Raw genomic sequence first — 25,308 nt, forward strand, 5'->3', positions numbered from 1 at the left:
AATGGAAGAGAAAACTAATTCGGAATTTGCGGAGCGGCTCAAAAAAAAGAAGTTTGATAAGAATAGTTTTAAAAAAGCTCTCAAGCTTCTCAGTTTTGTACTTCCATATAAATGGGCTTTCGCTATCGGAATTATTTTTTTGGTGCTCTCTACCTCCACTACCCTAACCTTTCCAAGTTTGATTGGTGAAGTTACAAGAGTAATAGAAGGAAATTCTGATTATAGTTTAAATCAGGTCGTCTTGTTCTTTGGGGGTATTCTTATTCTTCAGGGAATCTTTTCCTTTCTAAGGGTTTACATCTTCTCCTATGTTAGCCAAAACGTATCTGCTGACGTAAGAAGGAAAGTTTTTAATAAACTCATCTCTTTACCTATCAACTTTTATGAGAAAAACAGAGTGGGTGATTTAATTAGCCGCATCACTTCGGATGTTTCCTCTTTCCAAAGTATTCTCTCCGTAACACTTGCAGAACTTTTTAGGCAAGTCGTTACGCTTATTGTAGGTATAGCCATCATACTTTACATTTCCTGGAAACTAACCCTTTTCATGCTACTGACCTTCCCCATTGTGGTGGTGGCAGCTTTTGTTTTTGGAAGATATATTCGCGTTTTTTCAAGAAAAGTTCAAGAAAAACTGGCAGACTCAAACGCCATGGTCTCTGAAACCTTACAGTCTATTTCAGTGGTAAAAGGCTTCACAAACGAGAAAGTTGAATCAGAAAAGTATGATGAATCGATGAGTGACGTGGTAGCCCTGTCAATCAAATCTGCAATTTTCAGAGGAGGCTTCATCAGTTTTTCAATTGTCGGTTTGTTTGGTGGCATAATGCTCGTAGTTTGGTATGGCGGTGGCCTTGTTTTTCAAAACGAAATTCAATTGGCTGACCTCATGTCGTTCCTTTTTTATACAGCCTTTATAGGGGCCTCTGTAAATGGTTTAGGAGATATCTACTCTCAAATTCAGAGCAGTGTAGGAGCCTCAGAAAGAATTTTAGAAATTTTAGATGAAAGCTCAGAAGTAGACTTAAACAAAAACAGAAACACTGTAAAAATAAAAGGTGCTATTGAATATAAAAATGTAGCATTCGCTTATCCATCAAGAACCGACCTCCCTGTTTTTAAAGATTTTTCTTTGAGCATAAAACCAGGTGAAAAAATAGCCCTTGTGGGTCAAAGTGGTGCTGGAAAATCCACCGTGGTTCAGCTACTTCTTCGTTTTTATGACATAAATTCTGGCGATATCCTTATTGATGGTAAAAGCATCAAAGAACAAGACGTAACGAACCTTCGTCAAAATATGGCCATTGTCCCACAAGAGGTCATTCTATTTGGTGGAACTATTAAAGAAAATATTAACTATGGTAGGTTAGATGCCACTGAAGAGGAAATCAATGAAGCTGCTAAAAAAGCTAATGCCTTAGAGTTTATTGACAGGTTTCCTGAAGGACTGGACACCATAGTAGGAGAAAGAGGCGTTAAATTATCAGGAGGGCAAAGACAAAGAATAGCAATAGCAAGAGCTATTTTAAAAGATCCAGCCATATTACTATTAGACGAAGCAACCAGTGCCTTAGATTCCGAATCTGAAAACCTAGTTCAAGAGGCTCTTGATGAGCTTATGAAAAACCGAACTACTATTATAATCGCTCATAGGTTAGGCACGGTAAAAAATGTTGACCAGATTTACGTTTTAAATGAGGGAACAGTAGCCGAACAAGGCACGCACGAAGACCTTATTTTGAATCCTGATGGAATTTATTCAAATTTGGTTAAGCTTCAAATGGAAAGAAGTACACTAGCATCTTAATATTCATGGCAAAAACACTTTCTTTAAAAGCATTCAACTTAAGGCACACCGAGTGTCGTGAAGAGATATTGAGTACCTTTTCGGAAAGATCTGCGGCCCTTTCTCATGGTGACTTAGAAATGGCCGTGGATGATAAATATGACCGCGTAACCATTTACCGAACTTTAAAAACCTTCCTAGAAAAAGGCATTATTCATAAAATATTAGATGCTGACGGAGGCACCAAATATGCTTTGTGCAAAACAGAATGTACTTCTGAAACGCATCAACATGATCACGTTCATTTTAAATGTAAACTTTGTGGAGACACCACATGTTTAGAAAGCATCAACATTCCCACCATTTCATTACCGGGTGGCTATGAAAGAGAAGACATCAACCTTTTGATAGAAGGAAGTTGTCCAAATTGTAAATAATAATGCACCCAATTAAAGCAGAATTTATAAAAAGTGCGGCCACCATAGAAGGTTGCCCAAAACCAGATTATCCAGAATACGCCTTTATTGGTCGCTCTAATGTGGGTAAATCATCTTTGATCAACATGCTTACTGGGCAAAAAAGGCTGGCAAAAACATCCTCCACCCCTGGTAAAACACAGCTTATTAATCACTTTTTAGTAGAAAACCGCTGGTTTTTGGTTGATTTACCGGGTTATGGTTTTGCTAAAGTCCCCCTAAAAGAAAAAGCCAAGTGGGAAAAAATGACATGGGACTATCTAGAGCAAAGAGAAAATTTGCTCTACGTCTTCGTTCTTATTGATAGTAGAATTCCTCCTCAAAAAATAGATTTAGAGTTTGTTCATAGATTAGGAGAAAAAGGGTTGCCTTTAAAACTGATCTTTACTAAGTGGGATAAGGTTAAACCTATGAAAGGTCAAAAAAACGTTAATGACTTTAAAATGGCTCTTTTAGACCGTTGGGAAATTCTGCCAGAACATTATATCACCTCTTCAGAAAAAGGAATGGGTCGCTTAGAAATACTGCAACTTATAGATGAAATAAACGCAAGTAATTAATTAAATTTTTTAATTAATGTCGCTTTAATAGTAATTCTATTCAATAAGTGCCATAAAAGAACGTTTTTGAAAGCATTTTTAAATATATTTGTCCACTCATCTATTTAACAGTTAATGGCAACAGAATATCTAGGAATTGATATTGGCGGAACTAACGTCAAAATGGGCATCGTTGAAGCCGAAACAGGCATCATTTCAAACTTTTATAGCCATGATACTGGTGATTGGAGAAAATCAGGGCATTTTGTAAAAAGCCTTGGAGATGCCATTTCTGTACAGCTTAAGCATAACACCGGGGTTACCAGGTGTGGAATTGGTGTTCCAGGACTCATTACGAGGGACAGACAAAGCCTGATTGAAATTACTGCTATTCCTGAAATTGATGGTATTTCTGTCATTCCTGAGCTAAAAGAGCGTTTTAAGGGAAAGGACTTTTTCCTTGAAAACGATGCCAACGCTGCTGCACTAGGAGAGTATTATTTTGGAGAAGGAGACATTCCTGAAGATTATATCTTTGTTACACTAGGTACCGGAGTAGGTGGAGCTGCTATTATTGACAAAAAGGTTTTCAAGGGTGGCGGCGGAAATGCCATGGAACCTGGACATATGCCTTCAAAAAACAATAAAGTTTTAGAAAGAAACATTGGTAAGGTGGAGTTACTAAACCTTGCCACAGAAATGAGAGCAGCCTGGACGGGCGAGACTTTATTAGTAGATGATGGTACCATATCAACTATGGGCTTAGTTTCTGCAGCCACAGATGGAGACAAGCTCGCTTTAGAAATTTTTGAAGAAGTGGGTACCTTGCTAGGCGATGGCCTTGTTTCCATGATAAGAATTTTAGACATTAATACCATTTTAATAGGAGGAGGGCTTTCTGCCTCTTTCGAATACATTTTACCAGCTATCAATAAGCAAATAGACTTCTGGCTATCTCCTTACTATAAGAAAGGCTTAACTATAAAAAGAGCAACCCTCGCAAATGATGCAGGGCTTCTTGGGGCAGCTAGCCTTTGCTTCTAAAAAGCTATTATTGATTAAGAATAGAACGTGTTATTAAATTGCTACTAGTTTTTGGTAGCAATTTACCCGCGTTTACATAAGAAAACCCTCTCCAAAAGGTTTCATATTTTCCCGTTTCCACCAATTGAATAAAAAGGGTATTTGCTTTTGTTTTTACTTTAGTAGGCTCTAAGAAGATATTCCCGTTTCCATCTTTATACTTATTACCTGTCAATAACTTAACATTTTCAGGAAACTCCGTCATAAAAACTAGAACCTCAGGATTACTGTTATCAAAGAAATAATTCCGTCTCCGCATCTCTTTGTAAATAGCTTTCTCTGTCAAATTCCAATCAGACATGGCAACATCATTAATGCCATCGGCGGCAAAAGCAAAACTTTTTAGTTTCTCCGATTTAGGTAAACTCTTATTACCAAAAACTGTATAATTCTGTTTAGAACACGAGCTAAATATGAATAAGATAGCCAGCAGCTGTAATACATTTAAAGTCTTCATTTCAATAGGGTTGAATAGGACAAAGGTCTAAAAACTAGGCCTTAATCTATAACTATATATATATTTTATTTCACTTTAATAATAAATATGGGTGTAGTTCCGTATTAGCCAATAAGCTTTTGTTTTCACGTAAAAACTAAAAACTTTCTTCTTTGGTGCAACCGAAATAACTAAGTCTACATCTAGCCTTCAAACAATTACAATTATGAAAAAGCTATACAAAACATTTACGATCCTATCTTTTTGCACCTTAAGCTTGACTGCTATGAGTCAAGATTATGAACATTACGATAGTCGAGAGCAATCATGGAATCGTCAAAAAAACATTCACCAGAAAAGCCAAAAAGGAAGCAATATTTTCAAGAAAAAAGACTTTGGAGTAATCCTCGCCTTGAACAGTTTTGATGCGGCCTATGATATGCCAGACCTTAACACTTGGCAGTCGCGTTATGTAGCTCTTCAGTGGAGAAGAAACCATAAACTTTTAACAGGGAGGCAGGTTGATGTAGCTTTAGGTACCGGTCTTGAAATAGCATGGAATAATTTCATGATGCAGCACGACGAACAATTCTATGAAGATGGTAACATTAGTGATTTTGAACTATTAGAATACCCCTTAGAAAAATCTAAATTAGTGGTGAATAACTTAAACCTTCCTGTCATGTTACAGTTTGGCTTTAAGGAAAGTAATTTTAAATTTGGTATAGGAGCATATGCCGGAGTGCGTATAAATAGCTACCAAAAGTTTAAGGAGTCTGAACAGGAAAAATATAAGGAAAAAGGTTCTTATAACCTGCGTAAATATAACTACGGACTAATGGCAGAAGCCGGGAGAGGAGACTTCAGAATCTTCGCAAAATATGACATGCTGCCACTGTTTAACGACAACAACCCAATTAATGCTAATGTCTTAAGTGTAGGTATAAGACTTTAAAAAAAGGCCGCATAAAACATGTTTTTTTGCGGCCTAAACTCTATTCTATTTCAATTACAACACCTGTAGTGCTTGGGTGAGCTACACAAGTTAAAACAAGGCCCTCTTTAATTTCTGATTCTGTTAGTCCTTCATCTTCATCCATTATTACTTTCCCTGAAGTACACTTTCCTAAACAAGCCGTACACATACCTGCTTGACAAGAGTAAGGTAAATCAATGTCAAGTTCCAATGCCGCCTCTAAAATAGATTGATGTGGCTCCACTTTAAATGTAAAGTCTTCACCATCATATTTAACCATTATTTCCCGAGTTTTTAACCCTTCCTCTTCCGCCAGTTCCACTTTATCATCTAAAGTAGGGGCATGGAAATTTTCTTTATGGATTCGCTCATCAGGCACTTCAAACATTTTCAAAGACGTAGTTACCTCATCCATCATTTCTACAGGACCACATAAATAAAAGGATTCTTCTTTAAAATGAATATCCATTTCTTTAAGCAAAATAACAATATTGGCTCTACTTATTCTACCTCGCTCACCAGCCCAGTTATCATCTGCTTGACTAAGTATAATAATTGACTGAAACCTTCCCGAATATTCCATTTCAAGGTCAATCAAAGCCTTCCTAAAAATAATATTATTGGAAGTTCTATTACCATAAATCAAAGACACCTTTGAATTAGGCTCGACTTTTAGAATAGATTTCGCAATAGAAATCAAAGGAGTAATACCACTTCCCGCACCTACCAGCACTACACTACGACTAATACTGGCATCTGGCTCCACCACAAAATGACCCATAGGCTCAACCACTTCTAAAAAGTCACCAACACTAACATTATCACAAAGATAATTTGACACCAAACCACCAGCTACTCTTTTAATAGTAACTGCTACAGAGCTGTCTGCATGAGGCGAGGAGGACATCGAATAGCTTCTTCTGACTTTATTTCCATTGTCAGCTGGCACTATTAAAGTCAAAAATTGACCCGCTTTATACTTAATTTGCTCCGACAAAGGATGCCAAAACTCAATGGTAATGGAATCTTCTGTCTCCTTTACTATGTTCTTAACTTGTAAAAAGTATGTTTTCATAATTTAGATACGTACATCAATTGGGCAAAAATACGATTCTCATTGCCAAAACAAGAGAGCCACGAGAATCATTTAATCCATACTAGCCAATTAAGATTTCATCAATTCAACAGCAGATTAAAACAAATAAATTAACTTACACCTTTCCAAAAATAAAAAGCTACATGGCAAGAAAGAAGAAATCAGAAATAACAAAGCAAAAAGATGCCATTCTTGGTTTTATGCGTCAGTTTGACCAAAGACCAGTAACATTCACAGACTTCTACAATCAATTCGATATTTATACCGACCAAGATAAAATGTTCTTCAAACTTATTGTTGAAGAACTAGAAGATGAAGGCAAAATAACTAGAATAGCCCGAGGAAAGTTTACGCTTTCTGATGACAAAAAGAAAACAAAGACCGCCGCAATAATTGGCGTACTAGACCATGTCAACCCAAAGTTTGCCTTTGTAAGGTATGATGATGGAGAAAAAGACATTTACATTGAGGCAGACCATTTAAATGGTGCTATACATGGAGATACCGTGTCTGTGGCTATTACAGGGCGAGCAAACCGAAAAGGAGGCAACCCAGAAGGCAAAGTCTTAGGTATAGAAAAAAGAGGTAAGAGTGAGTTAGTGGGAAAGGTTAAAGTATATGCCAACTATGCTATTGTCAAACCAGATAATAAGAATTTTCATGAAGATGTCTTTATATCAAAAGACAATATGTTTCATGCAGAAACAAATGACTTGGTCATTATCAAAATCATTGAATACCCTTCCAGTTTTCAACAAGCGACGGGAAAGGTAATTGAAGTATTAGGGCAATCAGGAGATAATGATGCCGAAATGCACGCTATTATGGCTGAATTTGGTCTTCCTGTCAGTTTTCCTGAAGAAGTAGAAACGCTAGCAGCAGCTATCCCCGTAGAAATAGAGGAAGAAGAAATTAAGAAAAGAAGGGACATGCGTGATACGCTTACCTTCACCATAGACCCACATGATGCTAAAGACTTTGACGATGCTTTAAGCTATAAAAAGATTGACGAAAATACGTTTGAGGTAGGCATTCACATTGCAGATGTATCCCATTATGTTCGTCCAGGAAGTGTTCTAGAAGAAGAGGCTTTTAAACGAGCAACCTCTGTTTATTTGGTTGACAGAACCATCCCGATGCTTCCCGAAAAACTTTCAAATAACCTTTGCTCTTTAAGGCCTAACGAAGACAAACTGGTTTTCTCTGCGGTTTTTGAAATGGATTTGAACGGAAACGTGAAAAAAGAATGGTTTGGCAGGTGCATAATTCACTCAGATAAAAGATACGCTTACGAGCAAGCTCAAGACGTTATAGAGTCTGACGAAAATAAGATTCCAGAAGGAAGTAATTCTGAACTTCGTGATTGTCTTATACTTTTAAACAATACCGCCAAAAAGCTCAGAAAAGAGCGTTTCAAAAAAGGTGCTTTTAATTTTGAAACCAACGAAGTCAAATTTCAACTTGACGAAAACGGGAAACCACTAGGTGTTTATCAAAAGGTAAGAAAAGACGCACATAAGCTAATTGAAGAGTTTATGTTGCTAGCAAATAAAAAAGTAGCCGAATTTGTATTCTGGGGAAAATTCTCCGCTAAAGTGAAAGCAGAAGTTAAGAAAAATGAAGAGAAAACTCCAACCATGGTGTACCGTGTACACGAGCCACCAAACCCTGACAAGGTAACTACTTTCACCGCTTTTGCTGGTAAACTTGGGTTTAAAATAAACTCAAACTCACAGGGTGCTCTTTCTAATTCTTTGAATAATTTGATGGGAGAAATAGAGGGTACCCCTATGCAAAATGTTTTGGAACAATTGGCCATCAGAACGATGTCAAAGGCAAAATACTCAACCTCTCCTCAAGGTCACTTTGGATTAGCTTTTGAGCATTATAGCCACTTTACCTCTCCTATTAGAAGATATCCTGATGTGATGGCTCACAGAATGCTTCAGCATTACTTAGATAATGGCACCAGCCTTAGCAAAGATGATTTTGAAGCAAAATGTAAACACTCCTCTGACCAAGAAAAACTAGCTGCAGAAGCCGAAAGAGCTTCTATTAAGTATAAACAGGTAGAATTCATGAGCTATCAAGACCGCAATGTGGTTTTTGATGGCGTAGTAACTGGTGTTACCGACTTTGGAATCTTTGTAGAAGTAGCTCAAACGGGGTGTGAAGGAATGGTTAGGCTAGCTGACTTAAATGACGACTATTATGATTACGACCCTGATAATTTCAGAATAACTGGTCAAAGAAACGGAAGAATTATTGGATTTGGCGATGCTGTAAAAGTGAGTATCAAAGCCACTGATTTGGAAAAACGTAGTATGGACCTAGACCTAATTGAAGCTGGCGGCAAATCCTTCCTAAATACTAGTGGAGGAAAAAAATTCTCAAAAGGAAGGTCTTCAAGAAATGGTGGCTCAAAAAGCCGAAAAGTTATTCCTCCAAGAAAAAAAGGAAGAAGAAAAAAGCGTTAACTAAGTCTTTTTCATTTGAATTGGAAAAATCCAATACCCTTTCAAAAATTAATACCTCTATCTGCCAAGACTTTCTGGTAGGTAGAGTAGTAGGCTTTCATACTAAAGAGTCAAAAATAAAGGAAGCACTTCTACTCTTTCTTTAAAAACACGAGTTTTTCTTTTTGGACACAAAACACCGAATAGTTCAATTTAATTCGTGCAATATCTCATATCCACAGATAAAGACAGACTTATTCCATGAAAAAATGTAACTAAGCTTACGTGTCGAATTGACAATTATTAATACATTCGTCTTCTAATTCTCTTTTCACACTTTTCAAAAAGTCTATCAAATGGCTTTTAAACTCTTATTTCACATTTATAAAAATTACCTAAAAATGAAAAAAAATTGGACTACTAATCATGTTCAAAAAGGGTCCCGACTCATTCACCAATGGTCTAACCTATTTGGAAAAACCGCCCTACTTACACTCCTATCTATTAGCCCCTTACTCGCTCAAATAAGTGGTAAGGTTTTATCACAAGAAGGAGATGAACTACCTGGTGTTTCTATTTCCATTAAAGGAACAACCACAGGAACAACCACAGACCCAAATGGAAACTACAGTTTAAATGGAACAACTCCTTCTTCTACCCTTGTTTTTAGCTATATCGGCTTTCAAAGCCAAGAGGTACAAGTTGGTTCTCGTTCTATCATCAACATTACATTAGAAGACGACAACAAAGCCTTAGAAGAGGTAGTGGTTGTAGGTTATGGTACCCAGAAAAAATCATCCATTACTGGTGCAGTTTCTACAGTTTCTCAAAAGGAATTACAAGCATTACCTGTAGTAAGTCTAACGCAATCTTTACAAGGACGCGTTGCCGGTGTTTCTGTTACTAATAACAGCAGCCCAGGTGCTAGCCCAGTTGTAAGGGTTAGAGGTGTTGGTTCTATAAGCCTAGATTCTAGCCCATTATACGTTATTGATGGAATCCCTGCAGGAGGCTTAAATAATATAGACCCTAAAGACATTGAGTCCTTAGAGGTTTTGAAAGACGCAAGTGCTGCTGCCATTTATGGTTCCAGAGCGGCAAATGGGGTTATTCTAATAACTACAAAAAAAGGTGAAGCAGGTAAAATGTCTGTAAACTTAGACTCCTATTACGGTACACAAACCGCATGGAAACAGTTAGATTTACTTAATAGTGCAGAATATATTCAATATGGTACTGCACTTCTAACAGCTTCTGGTCAACCAGTTCCTGGTAGATTTAACAACCTTAATACACCTATATATGAAGGTGCACCTACCACTTTTGCACAGACAGAGACTGACTGGCAAGATGTGATGTTTAGAAGTGCCCCTATTTCAAACACGCAACTTTCGCTTTCTGGTGGAAATAAGTCTTCAAGGTTTTATACTTCTTTGGGCTATTTTACACAAGAAGGTATTTTCCCTGAAACCAGCTATGACCGTAAGAGTTTTAGAATAAACTCCGATCATAAGCTATCTAAGTTCTTAACCATTGGCCAAACCTTGGTAGCGTCTACTGATAATAGAAAAGCGGAACAAGATGGAGGAGGAAGAACAACTGTTATGAACATGATGAGAATGATTCCTTACTGGCCTGTTAGAGACCCAACCAAAATTGGTGGTTTCAGTACAACTGCTCAAGGCTTAGATGCAACAGACCCTGAGAACCCTCTTAGAATTGCAGAACAAGAACAACGTTTTCAGACAAATACTGGTTTTAAATTACTAGGTTCCCTTTTTGCGGATGTAAAACTTACGGACTGGTTAAAATATAGATTTACCGCTGGTGTAGATTACGCAAACTCAAGGTTCAATAGTTTTCTGCCAATATATAACGATGGAAACAGGTCAAGAGACGTAGCTGCAATAGCAGAAAATAGAAGCACTTATAATTCTACTGTTATTACTAACGCTCTTACGTTTGAGAAAACCTTTGGAAAGCACTATGTAAACCTTCTTGGTGTAGGTGAAACACAAAAAGCTTCAGTAAGAGCACTAAATACTGGTGGTCAATTGCCTGATAATAATATTCAAGTTCAACAAGGTACCGCTAACCAAACATCTAATTCAAATTTCGGTGAAAATGCTCTAATTTCTTACGTTGGTAGACTGAACTACGAATACGCAGGAAAATACCTTTTAGGAGCTTCTGTTAGGCGAGATGGTTCTTCAAAGTTTGCTCCTGGTAATAAATGGGGTACTTTCCCTGCAGTATCTTTAGGTTGGAGACTAAGTGAGGAAGATTTTATGAAAGAGATTCCTGCTATCAGTGAATTAAAAATTAGAGGTAGTATAGGCCAAACAGGTTTTAACTCTATTGGTAATTATGATTGGCAACCACTTATTTCTGCAAATCAAACGGCATATCCATTTAATAATACCGTACAGTTAGGCTCCTATTTTGACCGTTTAGGAAACAGCAACTTAAGCTGGGAGGTTACTACCATGAGTAATATTGGATTAGACATGTCTTTATTCAATAATAAAATAAGTCTCACTACAGAATATTTCAACCGTGAAACAGACGGTCTTCTTTTGGCAGTTCCAATTGCAAACTCTTTAGGATATTCAACAGCTCCCAATGCTAATGTTGGAAGTATGAAAAACTACGGATTTGAATTATCCGCGGGATACCATCATACAAGCGACAACTTTAATTGGAACTTAACAGGAATGTTCGATGTGATTAGAAATGAAGTATTAAGCCTTTCTACCCCTACAGCCAGCATTTATTCTGGTAATAATGCTGATTATGGTGGGTTTGACATCACAAAAACAGAAACAGGACAGTCTGTACAGTCATTTTACGGATGGCAGGTAGATGGTATTTTCCAAAGTGACGAGGAAGTAAGAGCAGCAAACTCTTTAGGTGATGCAAACACCCCATTTCAAAATGAGGCTACGGCCGCTGGTGACATCAGATTTAAAGACTTAAATGGTGATGGAATAATAAACGGTGATGACAGAACCTATTTAGGTAGCTACCTTCCTAAATTTTCTTATGGTTTAAACTTTGATGGTAATTACAAAAACTTTGATTTTACTGTTTACTTCCAAGGTGTTCATGGAAACAAGATTTATAACGGCACTAAGGTAATTGGACAAGGGATGCTTAGACTATTCAATGCTTCTACTGATGTATTAGATGCTTGGACTCCTCAAAATACTGATACAGATGTGCCTAGAGCCGTAAGTGGCGACCCAAATGCGAACTCAAGAACGTCTGATCGTTTTGTGGAAGATGGCTCATACTTACGTTTGAAAAACTTAAGTATTGGGTATACTATTCCTGCAACAACTTTAGAAAACGTTTCAAAAGGCTTTATCAATAAAGTTAGGCTTTATGTGTCAAGTCAAAACCTATTGACTTTTACAAAATATACTGGGTACGATCCTGAGATTTCAACAAGAGGAGGAAACCTACTTACAAACGGTATAGATTATGGCCAGTATCCTCAAGCAAGAACTATTCTTGCAGGAGTAAATATTGGATTCTAATCATAAAAGAAAATCTTATTAATAATAAATTATTGTTAACATGAAAAAAATAATAGCAATCACAGGACTTCTATCGCTCTTTACAGCAATGAGTTGTAATGACGAAATCCTTGATAAAATAAACCCAAATGGGGTTACTTTCGAAACATACTTCAATAATGAAGCAGAACTTACTGCGGGTGTAAATTCCATCTATGCCCTAGTACAGTCAAATAGTTTAGTATCTAGAGAATGGTTTTTTACCCATGATCTTAAGGCAGATGAGGTTGCTACCGGTGGTGGTCAACTAGAAACTCCAAGAAACCAAATTCTTATTGGAGTTGCCAACTCTGGAAACAGCCTATGTAACGCCGTATGGACCGGTTGGTACAGAACCATCCACCGTGCCAACGTAGTAATAGAAAAAGGGCCATCCATTGAGTCTGTTCCTGCAGAAACCAAAGCTAGACTAATTGGCGAAGCTCAATTTTTAAGAGCTTGGGCTTATTACGAACTAGGAACTCTTTTTGGCGGAGCACCAATATATACTGAATTCTCAAAGACTGTGGATGGTGCCAATTCAAGAGCCTCTCAATCCGAAGTTTATAACCAAGCTATTGCCGATGCAAAAGCTGCTGAAGCGGGCTTAGCTGTGTCTTATTCTGGTGCCGATTTAGGACGAGCTACGAAAGCCGCAGCTCAAACACTTTTAGCCAGAATATACCTTCAAATGGGTAACTACGCTAGTGCTAAGACTGAACTTAAAAAAATAGTTGATTCAGGACAGTTTTCTTTAGTTTCTAACTACCTTGATTTAACTAACGAAGAAGGTGAATTTAATCCTGAATCTATTTTTGAGATAGTTTTCTCTGATTCTGGTGGAGCATATAACTGGGGTGGCGACAGCAATGGAAATACGCAAGAAGAGACTGTTAGAACTCAAGAATATTCTGCTGTAGGTTGGAGAAATCTAATTCCTTCTAACAAAATCCTAAATGCTTATGAAAGAACATCTAAAGGAGATGCTAAGTCAGACCCTCGTTATGACATGTCATACTGGAAAGATGGAGATCTGTTCAATAATGGTGCAGACGTTATAAGTTCTGATATTGTTCAAGGAAACTCTTCGATAGTAGACGGTGTAGAACAGAAGGTAAGCTGGAGGAAATACTCTGTTCTTTATAAATCTAACGCTGGTTACGCAACTAGTGCTATTAACCAAAGAATAATGCGTTATGCCGATGTGCTCCTTATGCTGGCAGAATGTGAAGCGGAAGACGGTAATTTGGCAGCTGCTGTAGCTTTGGTAAACCAAGTTAGAGCAAGAGAATCTGTAGACATGCCACCACTACCTACTGCAAACTATCCTACTAGCACACAAGCAGAAGTTTTAGCCGCAATCCAGCACGAACGCTATGTGGAGTTGGCCGGAGAACAAGTTCGCGATTTTGACTTAGTGCGATGGAGAAAAAACGGTAAGTTAACAGAAGAACCTCTTTCTTATTTTGTTTCAGGAAAGCATGAGTTTTTACCTATTCCCCAAGGCGAAATAGACAATAACCCAAATTTGACACAAGCTGATCAAAACCCTGGTTATTAATTATTACTTTTAAACGAAAACTCCCTATTCATCTCGAGTATAGGGAGTTTTTCCTTTTCCACCATTTAAGCTTTACAACGATGAAATTTGCTAAATTATCACCCTTATCATTTCTGTGCTTCTTTCTTCTTTTTGGGTGTAACCAAAACGTAGATTCGCTGTATAAAAAGGTTGACAATAACATTTCAAATATTGATTTTATCAATAATATAGTTCCTAATAAGGATTTAAATGCCTTTACGTTTACCAATTTCTACAATGGCGGTGGCGTTGGAATTGGCGATTTCAATAAGGATGGTTTACCGGATGTAGTTTTCACGGCAAACCAAGAAAAAAATAAAATATACCTAAACAAAGGCAACCTTGTTTTCGAAGACATTACAGAAACTGCGGGTATAAACATTGACCAATCTTGGAACACAGGTGTTTCCATTATTGATATAAACCAAGATGGCTGGGACGATATTTACATTAGTACAGCTTTTCACCATTCACTTTCTAACACAAAAAATTTACTTTTTATAAATCAAAAAACAGACCGTCCAACTTTCAAAGAAGAGGCTAAAAAGTATAATCTTGACTTTGATGGCTTCACTACACAAACTGCATTCTTTGATTATGATTTAGACGGAGACCTAGACGCTTTCTTATTAAACACAGCTCCCGACTTCCAAAATCCAAACTACTTAAGACCTTCTATCAATACCGGTATTTATCCTTCTACAGACAAACTTTTCAGAAACGAAATAAACAACCCCAATGCAGAGAGCCCTTTTGTTGAAGTTTCAAAAGAAGCTGGAATTCTATTTGAAGGGCTCGGCTTAGGCTTATCTATCTCCGATGTTAATATGGATGGATACCCTGATATTTATTGCTCAAATGATTTTCAAAGCAGTGATATTCTCTACCTCAATAATGGAGATGGAACCTTTACAAATACCATTAAAAGCTCGTTTGGCCACACGAGTAAATACGGCATGGGTATAGACGCAGCGGATATCAATAATGATATGCTAGTGGATATTATGCAGCTCGATATGTTACCTGAGGGTAATGAGCGGCAGAAACAGATGATAAGTAATCAAAACTATGACAAAACAGAAACTAGTATTTCTGAACGATTTGGATATCAACTTCAGTACATGCGAAATAGCCTACAAGTTAACCAAGGAAATAACAGTAAACTCCCAGTTTTTAGTGAAATAGGGCTTTTAGCAGGCATTGCAAAAACCGACTGGAGTTGGTCAACTCTACTGACAGATCTAGATAACGATGGACAAAAAGATGTTTTTATTACCAATGGCTATAGAAAAAACGTTACCGATTTAGACTTTATTAGTTATAACAAAACGAATAATATTTTTGGGAGTGACGAAACAAGAGCGGCAAATCGTGAAGACTTAATAAACAAAGTACCAGAAATAAAGCTTAGAAATTACGCATACAAAAACCTTTCAAATTTATCTTTTAAGGACGTCTCGCAAGAATGGGGACTGGATGAACTCTCCTATGCCAATGGCTCTGTATACTGTGACTTAGATTTAGACGGCGACCTTGATTTGTTAGTAAATAATATAGATGAAAAAGCGTCTCTTTTCGAGAATACCGGAAATGAAAAGACATTCCTTAATTTTTCTTTCGAGGGAGAAAAAGATAACAAGCAGGGAATAGGCGTAAAGTTAACCGTCTGGACCAAAAACAATACACAATTTTTTGAAAACTATCCCGTCAGAGGTTTTCAGTCTTCTGTGGACAAAAGCATTCATGTTGGTTTGGACGAAAGCCCAAGTGTTGACTCTTTAGCGGTGCTCTGGCCTAACGGCAAAGTCGAAAAACGCTATAATATTCCAACAAACCAATTTCTAAAAATTAAAGAATTAAACGCTAAACAGCAGATAAAACACAAAACCTACCTCGAAAGGCCTCTTTTTGAGGAGATTCCTTCTCCAGTAGTTTATACTCATAAAGAATCCAATTTTATTGACTTTAACCATACCGCTTCATTGCACAAGATGCTTTCAAAGTCAGGACCTACCATTTCACAAGGAGATTTTAATGGCGACGGTTTAGAAGATTTCATTTTAGGAGGGTCTTACCAAGGAAGCCTTACAAACATTTTTCTTCAATCGAAGAACAGTTCCTTCTCCGAGCCAATCATTTTGAATACAAAAAATATGGAAGTTGGTTCCATCTTAGTTTTTGATGCGGACTTAGATGGTGATGAAGATCTTTTAATTACCGGTACAGGAAACGAAAGGCCATTGGCCATAACAGATGCTTATCAGCCCCTCCTATTCCTTAATGATGGAAAAGCACAATTTACCCTTTCAAAGAACTTTCCAAAAATTTCCGTTAGTTCTCAAAAAGCTGTCAAAATTGACTTTGACAATGATGGTGACTTTGATGTTATAATTGCTGGTAGGCAAATACCAAACGAATACCCCCTTTCTCCTAAATCATATATTCTCAAAAACGAGAATGGCATTTTCTCTGATGCCACAGAACTAATAGCACCCGATTTAAGTCAGATAGGAATGATTTCAGATATTGCTGTTTTTGATTTTGATGGTGATAAAGACGACGATTTTGTAGTAGTGGGAGAATGGATGAACTGCATACTTTTTGAGTCAAAAAATGGTAGTTTTCAAAAGACTAAGTCAAACATTGCTCCTCAAGGTTGGTGGAATACTATTCAAAAGGGAGACTTTGACAATGACGGAGACATAGATCTCCTACTCGGAAACGAGGGTTTAAATACTACCTTCAGAGCCTCAGAAAAACAGCCCATAAAAATTTACGCTAAAGATTTTAATAATGATGGAATTCTAGATCCAATAATGGGACATTACCTAAAAGATCAAGAAGTGCCTTTCTTACCCCTAGGCTCGCTGTCAAAACAAATTGTACAATTTAGAAAAAGGTACACCCTTTATTCCGACTACGCTAAAGCTGATTTTAACGACCTTCTTTCTGCCATAGACTTAAAAAACTCCTTTTACGCAGAAGTAAAAGAACTTAAAAGCTGTTACGCGGAAAATCTTGGTAATGGAAACTTCAAACTAAGCCAGTTGCCAATTTTAACTCAGCAATCTCCAATTTCCTCCTTTATTGTTCAAGATTTTGATTTTGATGGCCATTTAGACGCTATATCCACGGGAAACTTCTATCCCAATGAAGCTAATACAGGCCGTCAAGACGCTTCCTTTGGTCTTTTCCTAAAAGGGAATGGTGATGGAACCTTTATGCCCCTTAACTCAATCAAAAGTGGCTTATTTATAAAAGGAGATGCTAGAAGGTCTATTTACTTGAATCAATCAAAAACATTAATTACGTCCATAAATTCTGCTACTCCAGTATTTCACCGTCTATTAAAACAAAATTAAATCCTCTTCACACTTTCGTGTTCGAAAGTCATTTTTCCGGTTTCAGAGTATTCACGAATCACAATAGGCTCGGTATCGTCATAACAGTCTTTGCCGTGCTGTGTTTCACTTTTTCTTCGATTACCACTTTCGTAGTACTCCACCCATCTGCCTATTTTAACACCGCTATCATATTTGCCTTCCTCAGCTAATGTCCCGTTTTCATGAAAACGGTAATATTCTCCCGTTTTCTTACCGTATAAAACAGGAATAACCTCTTTTAACTTCTGTTGAGCTTCGTCATAATAACTTATATCAGAGTCCTTAAAAAAACCTTTGTTATAATAAACCTTGTCTTGAAGAATAAATTCTTTATCGTAAGTTTCCCACCTACCATCTAGCGTTCCTAGGTAATAAAAGCCTTCTTTAATTAAACTTTCACCTATATATTCTTTATAAGGACCATGCATTAAATGATTCGTCTTTCTGTCTCTTGATATAGCTTCCACAATTCTTTTGGTTCTTTCATCATACCAAAAAACAGATTTCGCATAAACATTCGGCTGCTGAAATTCCTTTAGCGTATAAAACTCGATATACTTCATTCGGCTACCGCTGCCTCGTCTGTATATTCGCTTTTCTACTTCAATACCTTCGTAGCGTTTTCCATCAAATACTTTTTCTTTAGCCTCTGCTAAAGCCTTCTTTGCCTTTCTAGATTTGTCTTTAACCTTCTTCCCGTATCCAGGAATAGTCTCAGTCACATACTTTTTTGCCTCTTCTACAGTATTTATTTTTTCTCCACCAGGAAGTTTAGCAGAAGCAGAAGGCAAAGTAACATCTACTGGAAGTGTATCTTCAATTCGCTCTTCCAAGGTCATATTCTTTCGCTCTGCTTTTCTTTCTGCTTTCGTCTTTGCTCTAGGTATAATATCCTGACCAAAGGAAAAAGAGGTTAGTAGTAGAAAAAGGGAAGTATTAAAAATTATTGGACGCATATTTATTTGACCTGATTTCTTTTCTGAATCAAGCATCGTACTTTCGTGTTAAGCCAATGTCAATTAGTATTCCAGAAACGTCAAAAATAGAGAAAAATTGGAGAAAACAGCCAAAATTTACGTAGCAGGACATAGAGGAATGGTCGGTTCTGCTATTGTACGAAAACTAAAAAAAGAAGGTTTTGACAACATTGTAGTCAAAACATCAAAAGAACTTGATTTAAGAGATCAGGTAGCAACTCAAGCTTTTCTAAATGCAGAAAAGCCCGAATACGTTTTTCTAGCAGCTGCTAAAGTTGGCGGAATTGTAGCCAACAATACCTATAGAGCAGACTTTTTATATGAAAACCTTCAAATTCAAAACAACCTCATCCATGGCTCATACTTGATTGGGGTTAAAAAGCTAATGTTTTTAGGTTCTTCATGTATCTATCCAAAAATGGCTCCTCAACCTCTTAAAGAAGATTACCTTCTTACGGGCGTTCTAGAACCCACAAATGAACCATATGCTATTGCTAAAATAGCAGGTATAAAGATGTGCGAAGCTTACAGGGCTCAATATGGCTGTAACTTTATCTCTGTAATGCCAACTAATCTTTATGGTCCTAACGACAATTACGACTTACAAAACTCCCATGTATTACCCGCCATGATTCGCAAGTTTCATGAAGCGAAAGCGGAGGGCAAAGAAAGTGTAGAACTTTGGGGTACGGGCAAACCAATGAGAGAGTTTCTTCATGCAAACGACCTTGCCGAGGCGTGTTTCTTCCTAATGGAGAATTATGATGGAGAAACACTTGTCAACATTGGTACTGGTGTAGATGTAACCATAAAAGAACTAGCGGAAACTATCCAGAAAACCGTTGGTTATGAAGGCAAAATCAACTGGAACACAGAAAAACCAGACGGAACACCAAGAAAGTTAATGGATGTTTCTAAACTAAATAGCATTGGTTGGAAACACACTATAGACTTAAAAGAGGGTATCAAGTTGGTGTATGAGGACTTTAAGAATAATATTGTAAGAAAAATGTAATCTTGTGAAGAAGGCTTTTAAGAGGTACTTAAGTATTCCTATTCTTACTTCGGTGGTGCTTATGTTAGTACCTCTTATAACCACATCTTTTCTTGGATACTTTTTTATCAATAAAGAGGAGTATTTTTCTTCCATGGCTTCCGTAGAATGGATTACCTTTTCCCTTTTAGGAATACTAACACAAGCATTGGCCTTAACTCCTCCTACTTTTTGTGCTTTGGTCTTAGGTTATTTTTGGGGTTGGCAAACTTTACCATGGCTGTTCATAATTAACCTTCTTTCTATTTATTTAATAAATAGAATAGTAAGAGCCTTGGACCAAAATCGTTTTACTGGCTTTATAGAGACAAACCCAAAGGCTAAAAAGCTCCTTGAAAGTATTAAAACGGACGAGTTGAAAATTATATCTCTAACCAAACTCTCCCCTGTTCTTCCTTTCACCTTAACCAACGTTATTTTTACACTCTCTGGAGCAAAATTGAAAAACATTCTTCTTGGAGGCTTTCTAGGAATGATTCCAAGAACACTTGTTTCGCTATGGACAGGGACTCAGGCAAAAGAAATACAACGTTTACTAAAAGAACCTAACAGTGGTAACTTTCAACAAATTCTTTTAATAGGCTTAATTCTAATTTCTCTTATTGGACTGGTTTGGGTAATTACCAAAGCTGTAAAAAGAGCTTAAAGGTATTTTGAAAGTACATTTTTTGTAGCTTCTAGATAGGCTCTACCCCATTTCCTGTCGGGTTCCAGATGATTGCCTTCTGCCCATTCATTCATGGCATTAATAAATACAAAGTTCTCTTCCTTGGAAGGCGGAACAAAACGTTCACATATTTCACCTAACCACTTCTCATAAAGCTCAGGAGTAGAATTATCAACTACCACTGCATTAACTCTTTTTCTGGCACAATTGTCCCAATTTGGGAATATGCACTGATAATGTTTAGTGTCAGGCGTTTCCTTTGCCAACATTCTTTTTACCACAGAAGCATAATCGTCTTTAAAGTATGAGTTTTCTAGGCCTAACTTCTTTTTAAGCCGCTGTACTAGGTTAGGCTGAACCGCCATGTTTTTCCAGTCCGGTTGCCACTCTATAACTACATCAAAACCTAATTCTTCTGAATCAGGAATGGCACCTTCAAACGTTTTAACCCCGCCCAAATAAATATCCGGAAAGCCATGCTTTTTTACTTCATCTCGCCATATAGCTATACTCTCTTTTAAATCAGGGATAATAGGTGTATTAAAGAACAAAAAGAATGGTTTGCCATCTACAGTAATGTATCGGTCATCTTTAAATGCAGTTTCACACAAATGTTTGGCGTGAGCTCTATGGTCTTCTGGAGAATAGTCTTGCTTGATTAAAACCTCCTGATCTAGACCATCCCAGCGTCTTGTCCAGTTTTCATTTGCCCAGCAAAGCATAAAAGGGAAATCTGGTTTTCCACTTTTAAGCATTTCATTAACCGGTGTTTCCATGAGCTGATGCCCATTAAACCAATAGTGATGAATACAAAAACCATGAATATCATGCTCTTTAGCCAGTTCCGCCTGCTCTATCCTGCTCTGCTCTAACCTAAGATCATAAAATCCTAAGTCTGTTGGTAAATGAGGCTGATAATGACCTCTAAACCTAGGCGTTGCCTTTGTGGTATTTGTCCATTCTGTAAAACCTTTTCCCCACCATTCATCGTTTTCTGGAAATGGATGAAATTGAGGTAAAATGACTGCTAAAGCACGCAGTTTTTTGTGATCCATAAAATTTAACTCTTTAACTTCTTAAAAGAATCAAAGATAAACGGTGGTGTTATCTGCTTGATGAATCTCTTAATTGGGTTGGCTTCATAGCCAATTATATTTTTTTTCTCCTGACTTGCTACTTCTTCTTCACCGGGTCTTTGTGTAAACTTTACGTGAAGTTTTTTATTTGGGTCAACCTCCTCGGCCGGACGGCCATTAGTAAAGTAAAAGAACGCTAAAGACTTTCTGCTCATTCCTTCTGGACACTTTACTTCGTCAGGTACGCCATGCATATTAAAGTCGGTAACATTAAAAACCACCAACCTATTAAACAATGGTGCTACTCTTTGTTCACACTTTGTCATAGCGGTATCCCAGAGCTCTAAGCCTCCGTTATACTCTTCTTTCCAGTCCTTATTTAAATATAAAATAGCATTAACTCTTCTATCTAAAGGCCAACGAACATGTTTGCTGTAATCTGCATGTACTCCTAATTTTCCTTTACCGTTTAGCTGGTGTAAACCTCCTCCATAGTAATAAGGATCAGGTATCAGATTATCTATTCCAGTCAATTTTTCAAGAAAAACAAGGAAAGGTGCCGAATTAAACTGATAAAGAATATGCTGGGTAAAATCACCTAGTCGCCCTTCCCCGTTTAGTTCTTGCTTCTTTTCGAAATCACTTTTATAGTCATGCCAAACCTTTTGACCAGGTTTAGGAAATTCCTCCAGAATCTTATCAAGAGCCTCAGGATCCATAAAGTTGTCTATAACAACGTGAGGAAAGGGACTATTCTCTTTATACTGCACCGCATGTTTTTCAGCAAGAGCGTCTAAATGACTGTTGTCAAAGTAAAGCTTCATTTCTTCTTTGAAATTGATAATACTACGTTTTGCCAAAGGTAATTAATATTTAAATATATTTTGATGAGGAATTTCATACACCTCGTTCATATTCCTCAAATTATGAGTAGTATCACAAAAGCATGCACTCAGCCTTTGGTTTCAATATTATATATATCCTTCGAAACCTTCCAATTAAAGTCTCTAGCTTTATGTCAGAAAAACCTTTAAATAGTATGAAAAATATAATTATTGCCAGCTTATTATTGATTTCTTGTCCATTACTCGGTCAAAAATTATCCAAAACCGAACAAAGAATTAAAGCCAATTTTGAAGCACAAGAACGAAACTGGTCGGCTCATGACTTGCCTGCTTTTGTTTCAGCCTATAAAAGCTCCGCTGAAATGATTTCTAGCCGAGGCAGAACCATAGGAGCCAATAATATCCTTAAGAACTATCAAAAGAGTTATACTGATGAAACTATGGGACGCCTATTTTTTGACGATTTTAGTATGAAAAAGCTTAGCTCAAAATTCTTTTACGTAGTAGGCAGATATAATTTGGAGTATGAAGGTGATCAAAAACTTCGACAGGGTTATTTCTCCGTAATCATGGAAAAAATAAAGGGAGAATGGCTCATTATTAGTGACCACAGCTCCTAAAAGTAAAGCCCGCAATTTTTTATCAATTACGGGCTTCAAGTTTATAAAATATGTCCAGAACTATTCCTCCAAGCTTTTCAGATAAGCAATACTTAAAGGAATGTTTTCAATTTCATGTTCGCTTTCGTCTTCAATGAAATAATGCTCTATACCAACTTCATTAGCCAGTTTTAGTATTTCTGGCCAGTTTGCCTGACCAGTTCCAAGCACTACATCGTTTTCTGCTGGTGTTCCTCCTGAGCCATCACCCACGACTCCCTTTTTAAGGTCTTTTACATGCATCAATTTCCAACGGTTAGGATATTTCTTTAATAAGGCCTGCGGAGCGTCGGAGCCACCTCCATGCATAGTCCATAACACATCCATTTCAAAAGAAACGTATTCAGGATTAGTATTTTGAATTATATAATCCATCATTGTTCCTTCAGCATCAGGGTTTGGTTTAAACTCATATCCATGATCATGGTAACAGAAAGTCAATCCATTTTCAGCTAAAACCTTTCCTGCTGAATTAAAAACCTCCACAGCCTTCTTAGCATCACCAAAGTTAAATCCTTCAGTTCCGTCATGAGGAATCCAGGCACACATCACATATTTAGCACCTAAAGCTTTGGCTCTATCTGCCACCGCTTGTGGGTCTTCTTCAAGCTCATTAAAACTACTACCTGAAGCTGGAATACTAATTCCTCTATCGGCACACATTTTTTTGAAATCTTCCGGAGAAACACCTTTGGGAGCACCTCCCTCTAACTCGGTAAAACCCAATTCCGCAATCAAATCTAGGTTTTGCTCTAGGGTTCTTGTTGTATCTTTAAACTGCTCTCTAAAAGTGTAAGCTTGAACACCAAGTTCGCCTTTAAACAAAGGTTCTTTGTCTTTACTTTCTTCGGAACTGCTTCCTGAAGAGCATGCCATTGTAAGAGCAGCCAGAAAAAGGAAGGAATAAATTGATTTTATCATTTCTAAGGATGTTTATAATTATAGGTTTCTTTTCTTTAACTCATCAGCAGCAAAATTAGCGGCACGGGCGGCATAAGCCATATAGGTCAATGTCGGGTTTTGCGTACTTGTAGATGTCATACAAGCTCCATCTGTAACGAAAACATTTTTACAAGAATGCAATTGACTATTTCCGTTCAACATGGAGGTTTTTACATCATGACCCATTCTGACTCCTCCCATTTCATGGATATCTGAACCGGGTGCTGCTTTCGAATCTCTAGTAGAGATATCCTCAAAACCTGCTTTTTCAAACATCTCTGCCATAGTATTTTGGAAGTCTTCCACCATTTTATGGTCGTTTTCTTGCCAATCACATGAAAAAACTATTTGTGGAATACCATACTTGTCTTTCAAGCTTTCATGTAACCTAATATGGTTTTCTTCTACCGGAATGGTTTCTCCCATCATCCAACCAGATAAACTCCAGCCGCCCAGTTCTTGACTAAGAAGGTTTTCTCTTAATTGATCGCCAATACCTTCCTTTGAAGCACGCATTCCTCTGCCCCCTCCTATTCCTGTGGCATATCCCCTCAGGAAGTTTTCTTCGTGTTTGTGCAGGTTTCGGAACCTAGGAATATAGGAATGACTAGGATGAGCTCCGCTTGTTTTTTTGTCCCTAAAGCCAGCATATTTACCAAAGACCTGTCCTCTGTAATTATGCCAAGCAATGTACTTTCCAAGTACCCCACTATCATTTCCTAAGCCATTTTCAAAACGGTTAGACGTAGAATTCATCAAAATAGCGTTAGTATTGATGGCAGAGCCATTCACAAAAATCACTTTGGCATAAAACTCTACCATTTCGTTACTAGTAGCATCAATAATCTTCACACCTGTGGCTTTCTCCTTTCTATCATCATAAATAACAGAATGCACCACAGAATGAGGTCTTAATGTCAGGTTTCCTGTTTTAGCAGCCCAAGGAAGCGTACTTGAATTGCTACTAAAGTACCCTCCATAGTTACAGCCTCGGTTACACATTCTCTGACTCATACACCTTCCTCTACCCTGGTCATAGTGGATTTGTTGTGGGTCTGTGAGATGTGCACATCTTCCAAAAACTAAGTAACGGTCATTATAAGTCTTTTCAATGGTTTCTTTAAAGTGTTGCTCCACACAGTTCAAGTCCCATCCTGGCTGAACTATACTGTTTGGCAATGCATCAATATTATCATTAAAACCTGCTATTCCAGCAAACTTTTCAACGTGCTCATACCATGGAACCATGTCTTTATAACGAATAGGCCAATTTACTGCAAAACCGTCTCTTGCCGGTCCTTCATAATCATAATCTGACCATCGCTGTGTTTGACGAGCCCAAAGCAATGACTTCCCTCCTTCATGGTATCCTCTGACCCAATTGAATGGTTTTTCTTGAACTATAGGTTGTTCATCATCTGGAATAGCCCAATGTGCCGTTTGTGCACGCATAAACTTTGCTCTCTCAAAACCCTGACGCTGTTCCTGTGTCACGTCTCCCCTGTATTCAAAGTTCCACGGAGCCTTTGATGCCGTAGGGTAGTCCTCAATATGCTTAACACCTCTTCCTCTTTCTAATACTAATGTTTTAAGACCTCGGTCACAAAGTTCTTTTGCAGCCCAACCTCCACTAGCACCAGAACCTATCACAATAGCATCATATTTATGCTTCTTCTTTACCTCTAAATTTAGGTTTGCCATATTTTTAAAGCCTTTTA

Annotated in this window: 19 protein-coding genes; 12 read left to right on the plus strand and 7 right to left on the minus strand. The window is 37.5% G+C overall.

What is annotated here, in order from left to right; translation table 11 throughout:
* The first annotated feature begins 1 nt into the window (after position 1).
* From AADJ06_RS10635 to AADJ06_RS10650, 4 genes are all read left to right on the plus strand, one after another.
* On the plus strand, positions 2 to 1,807 hold the full coding sequence (locus AADJ06_RS10635; protein WP_341226424.1) for an ABC transporter transmembrane domain-containing protein: 1,806 nt from the start codon (positions 2 to 4) through the stop codon (positions 1,805 to 1,807).
* 5 nt (positions 1,808 to 1,812) lie between these two features.
* Positions 1,813 to 2,223, plus strand: a complete 411-nt coding sequence (locus AADJ06_RS10640; RefSeq protein WP_341226425.1) for a transcriptional repressor — start codon at positions 1,813 to 1,815, stop codon at positions 2,221 to 2,223.
* A 2-nt stretch (positions 2,224 to 2,225) separates the two neighbouring features.
* Complete coding sequence (yihA, locus tag AADJ06_RS10645) at positions 2,226 to 2,822, plus strand: ribosome biogenesis GTP-binding protein YihA/YsxC (RefSeq protein WP_341226426.1); 597 nt, start codon at positions 2,226 to 2,228, stop codon at positions 2,820 to 2,822.
* Between the two features lie 114 nt (positions 2,823 to 2,936).
* Complete coding sequence (locus AADJ06_RS10650; RefSeq protein WP_341226427.1) at positions 2,937 to 3,845, plus strand: ROK family protein; 909 nt, start codon at positions 2,937 to 2,939, stop codon at positions 3,843 to 3,845.
* Positions 3,846 to 3,852: 7 nt separating this feature from the next.
* Here AADJ06_RS10650 and AADJ06_RS10655 read toward each other — a convergent pair whose 3' ends face one another.
* Entirely contained in the window at positions 3,853 to 4,341 is a 489-nt protein-coding gene (locus tag AADJ06_RS10655; RefSeq protein ID WP_341226428.1) for a hypothetical protein, read from the minus strand.
* A gap of 205 nt (positions 4,342 to 4,546) precedes the next feature.
* Here AADJ06_RS10655 and AADJ06_RS10660 point away from each other — a divergent pair, with 205 nt between their 5' ends.
* Positions 4,547 to 5,275: an outer membrane beta-barrel protein gene (locus AADJ06_RS10660; protein WP_341226429.1), complete on the plus strand. Its 729-nt coding sequence runs from the start codon at positions 4,547 to 4,549 to the stop codon at positions 5,273 to 5,275.
* Between the two features lie 40 nt (positions 5,276 to 5,315).
* On the opposite strand, the gene AADJ06_RS10665 is transcribed toward AADJ06_RS10660, so the two are convergent.
* Positions 5,316 to 6,374, minus strand: a complete 1,059-nt coding sequence (locus AADJ06_RS10665; RefSeq protein ID WP_341226765.1) for a ferredoxin--NADP reductase — start codon at positions 6,372 to 6,374, stop codon at positions 5,316 to 5,318.
* 161 nt (positions 6,375 to 6,535) lie between these two features.
* Here AADJ06_RS10665 and rnr point away from each other — a divergent pair, with 161 nt between their 5' ends.
* The 4 genes from rnr (at position 6,536) to AADJ06_RS10685 (ending at position 17,349) form a co-directional block, all read left to right on the plus strand.
* Positions 6,536 to 8,869, plus strand: coding sequence for a ribonuclease R (rnr, locus tag AADJ06_RS10670; protein WP_341226430.1), 2,334 nt, complete (start codon positions 6,536 to 6,538; stop codon positions 8,867 to 8,869).
* A gap of 380 nt (positions 8,870 to 9,249) precedes the next feature.
* A complete protein-coding gene (locus AADJ06_RS10675; RefSeq protein WP_341226431.1) occupies positions 9,250 to 12,387 on the plus strand; it encodes a TonB-dependent receptor in 3,138 nt (1,045 codons plus the stop codon).
* 40 nt (positions 12,388 to 12,427) lie between these two features.
* Positions 12,428 to 13,966 (plus strand): RagB/SusD family nutrient uptake outer membrane protein, encoded by a 1,539-nt coding sequence (locus AADJ06_RS10680; RefSeq protein WP_341226432.1) that lies wholly within the window; start codon positions 12,428 to 12,430, stop codon positions 13,964 to 13,966.
* 80 nt (positions 13,967 to 14,046) lie between these two features.
* A complete protein-coding gene (locus AADJ06_RS10685; protein ID WP_341226433.1) occupies positions 14,047 to 17,349 on the plus strand; it encodes a VCBS repeat-containing protein in 3,303 nt (1,100 codons plus the stop codon).
* On the opposite strand, the gene AADJ06_RS10690 is transcribed toward AADJ06_RS10685, so the two are convergent.
* Positions 17,346 to 18,362, minus strand: a complete 1,017-nt coding sequence (locus AADJ06_RS10690; RefSeq protein WP_341226434.1) for a hypothetical protein — start codon at positions 18,360 to 18,362, stop codon at positions 17,346 to 17,348. The genes AADJ06_RS10685 and AADJ06_RS10690 overlap by 4 nt on opposite strands.
* A gap of 61 nt (positions 18,363 to 18,423) precedes the next feature.
* Between AADJ06_RS10690 and AADJ06_RS10695 the strand changes: the two genes are divergently transcribed.
* Both AADJ06_RS10695 and AADJ06_RS10700 read left to right on the plus strand, forming a co-directional pair.
* Entirely contained in the window at positions 18,424 to 19,362 is a 939-nt protein-coding gene (locus AADJ06_RS10695; protein ID WP_341226435.1) for a GDP-L-fucose synthase, read from the plus strand.
* 4 nt (positions 19,363 to 19,366) lie between these two features.
* Positions 19,367 to 20,047 carry a VTT domain-containing protein gene (locus AADJ06_RS10700; protein ID WP_341226436.1) on the plus strand — a complete coding sequence of 227 codons (681 nt, stop codon included), beginning with the start codon at positions 19,367 to 19,369 and terminating at the stop codon, positions 20,045 to 20,047.
* Here the strand turns inward: AADJ06_RS10700 and AADJ06_RS10705 are convergent.
* Positions 20,044 to 21,123 carry a glycoside hydrolase family 99-like domain-containing protein gene (locus tag AADJ06_RS10705; RefSeq protein WP_341226437.1) on the minus strand — a complete coding sequence of 360 codons (1,080 nt, stop codon included), beginning with the start codon at positions 21,121 to 21,123 and terminating at the stop codon, positions 20,044 to 20,046. The two genes, AADJ06_RS10700 and AADJ06_RS10705, sit on opposite strands and share 4 nt — an antisense overlap.
* Positions 21,124 to 21,128: 5 nt before the next feature.
* Positions 21,129 to 22,004, minus strand: coding sequence for a 2OG-Fe(II) oxygenase (locus AADJ06_RS10710; RefSeq protein WP_341226438.1), 876 nt, complete (start codon positions 22,002 to 22,004; stop codon positions 21,129 to 21,131).
* Positions 22,005 to 22,183: 179 nt separating this feature from the next.
* Here AADJ06_RS10710 and AADJ06_RS10715 point away from each other — a divergent pair, with 179 nt between their 5' ends.
* Positions 22,184 to 22,609 (plus strand): nuclear transport factor 2 family protein, encoded by a 426-nt coding sequence (locus AADJ06_RS10715; RefSeq protein ID WP_341226439.1) that lies wholly within the window; start codon positions 22,184 to 22,186, stop codon positions 22,607 to 22,609.
* 60 nt (positions 22,610 to 22,669) lie between these two features.
* Here AADJ06_RS10715 and AADJ06_RS10720 read toward each other — a convergent pair whose 3' ends face one another.
* A complete protein-coding gene (locus tag AADJ06_RS10720) occupies positions 22,670 to 23,569 on the minus strand; it encodes a sugar phosphate isomerase/epimerase (protein WP_341226440.1) in 900 nt (299 codons plus the stop codon).
* Positions 23,570 to 23,587: 18 nt separating this feature from the next.
* On the minus strand, positions 23,588 to 25,291 hold the full coding sequence (locus AADJ06_RS10725; protein ID WP_341226441.1) for a GMC family oxidoreductase: 1,704 nt from the start codon (positions 25,289 to 25,291) through the stop codon (positions 23,588 to 23,590).
* Between the last annotated feature and the right edge of the window lie 17 nt (positions 25,292 to 25,308).

Source organism: uncultured Arcticibacterium sp., from assembly GCF_964021845.1.
In the GTDB taxonomy this organism is placed as follows: Bacteria; Bacteroidota; Bacteroidia; order Cytophagales; family Spirosomataceae; genus Arcticibacterium.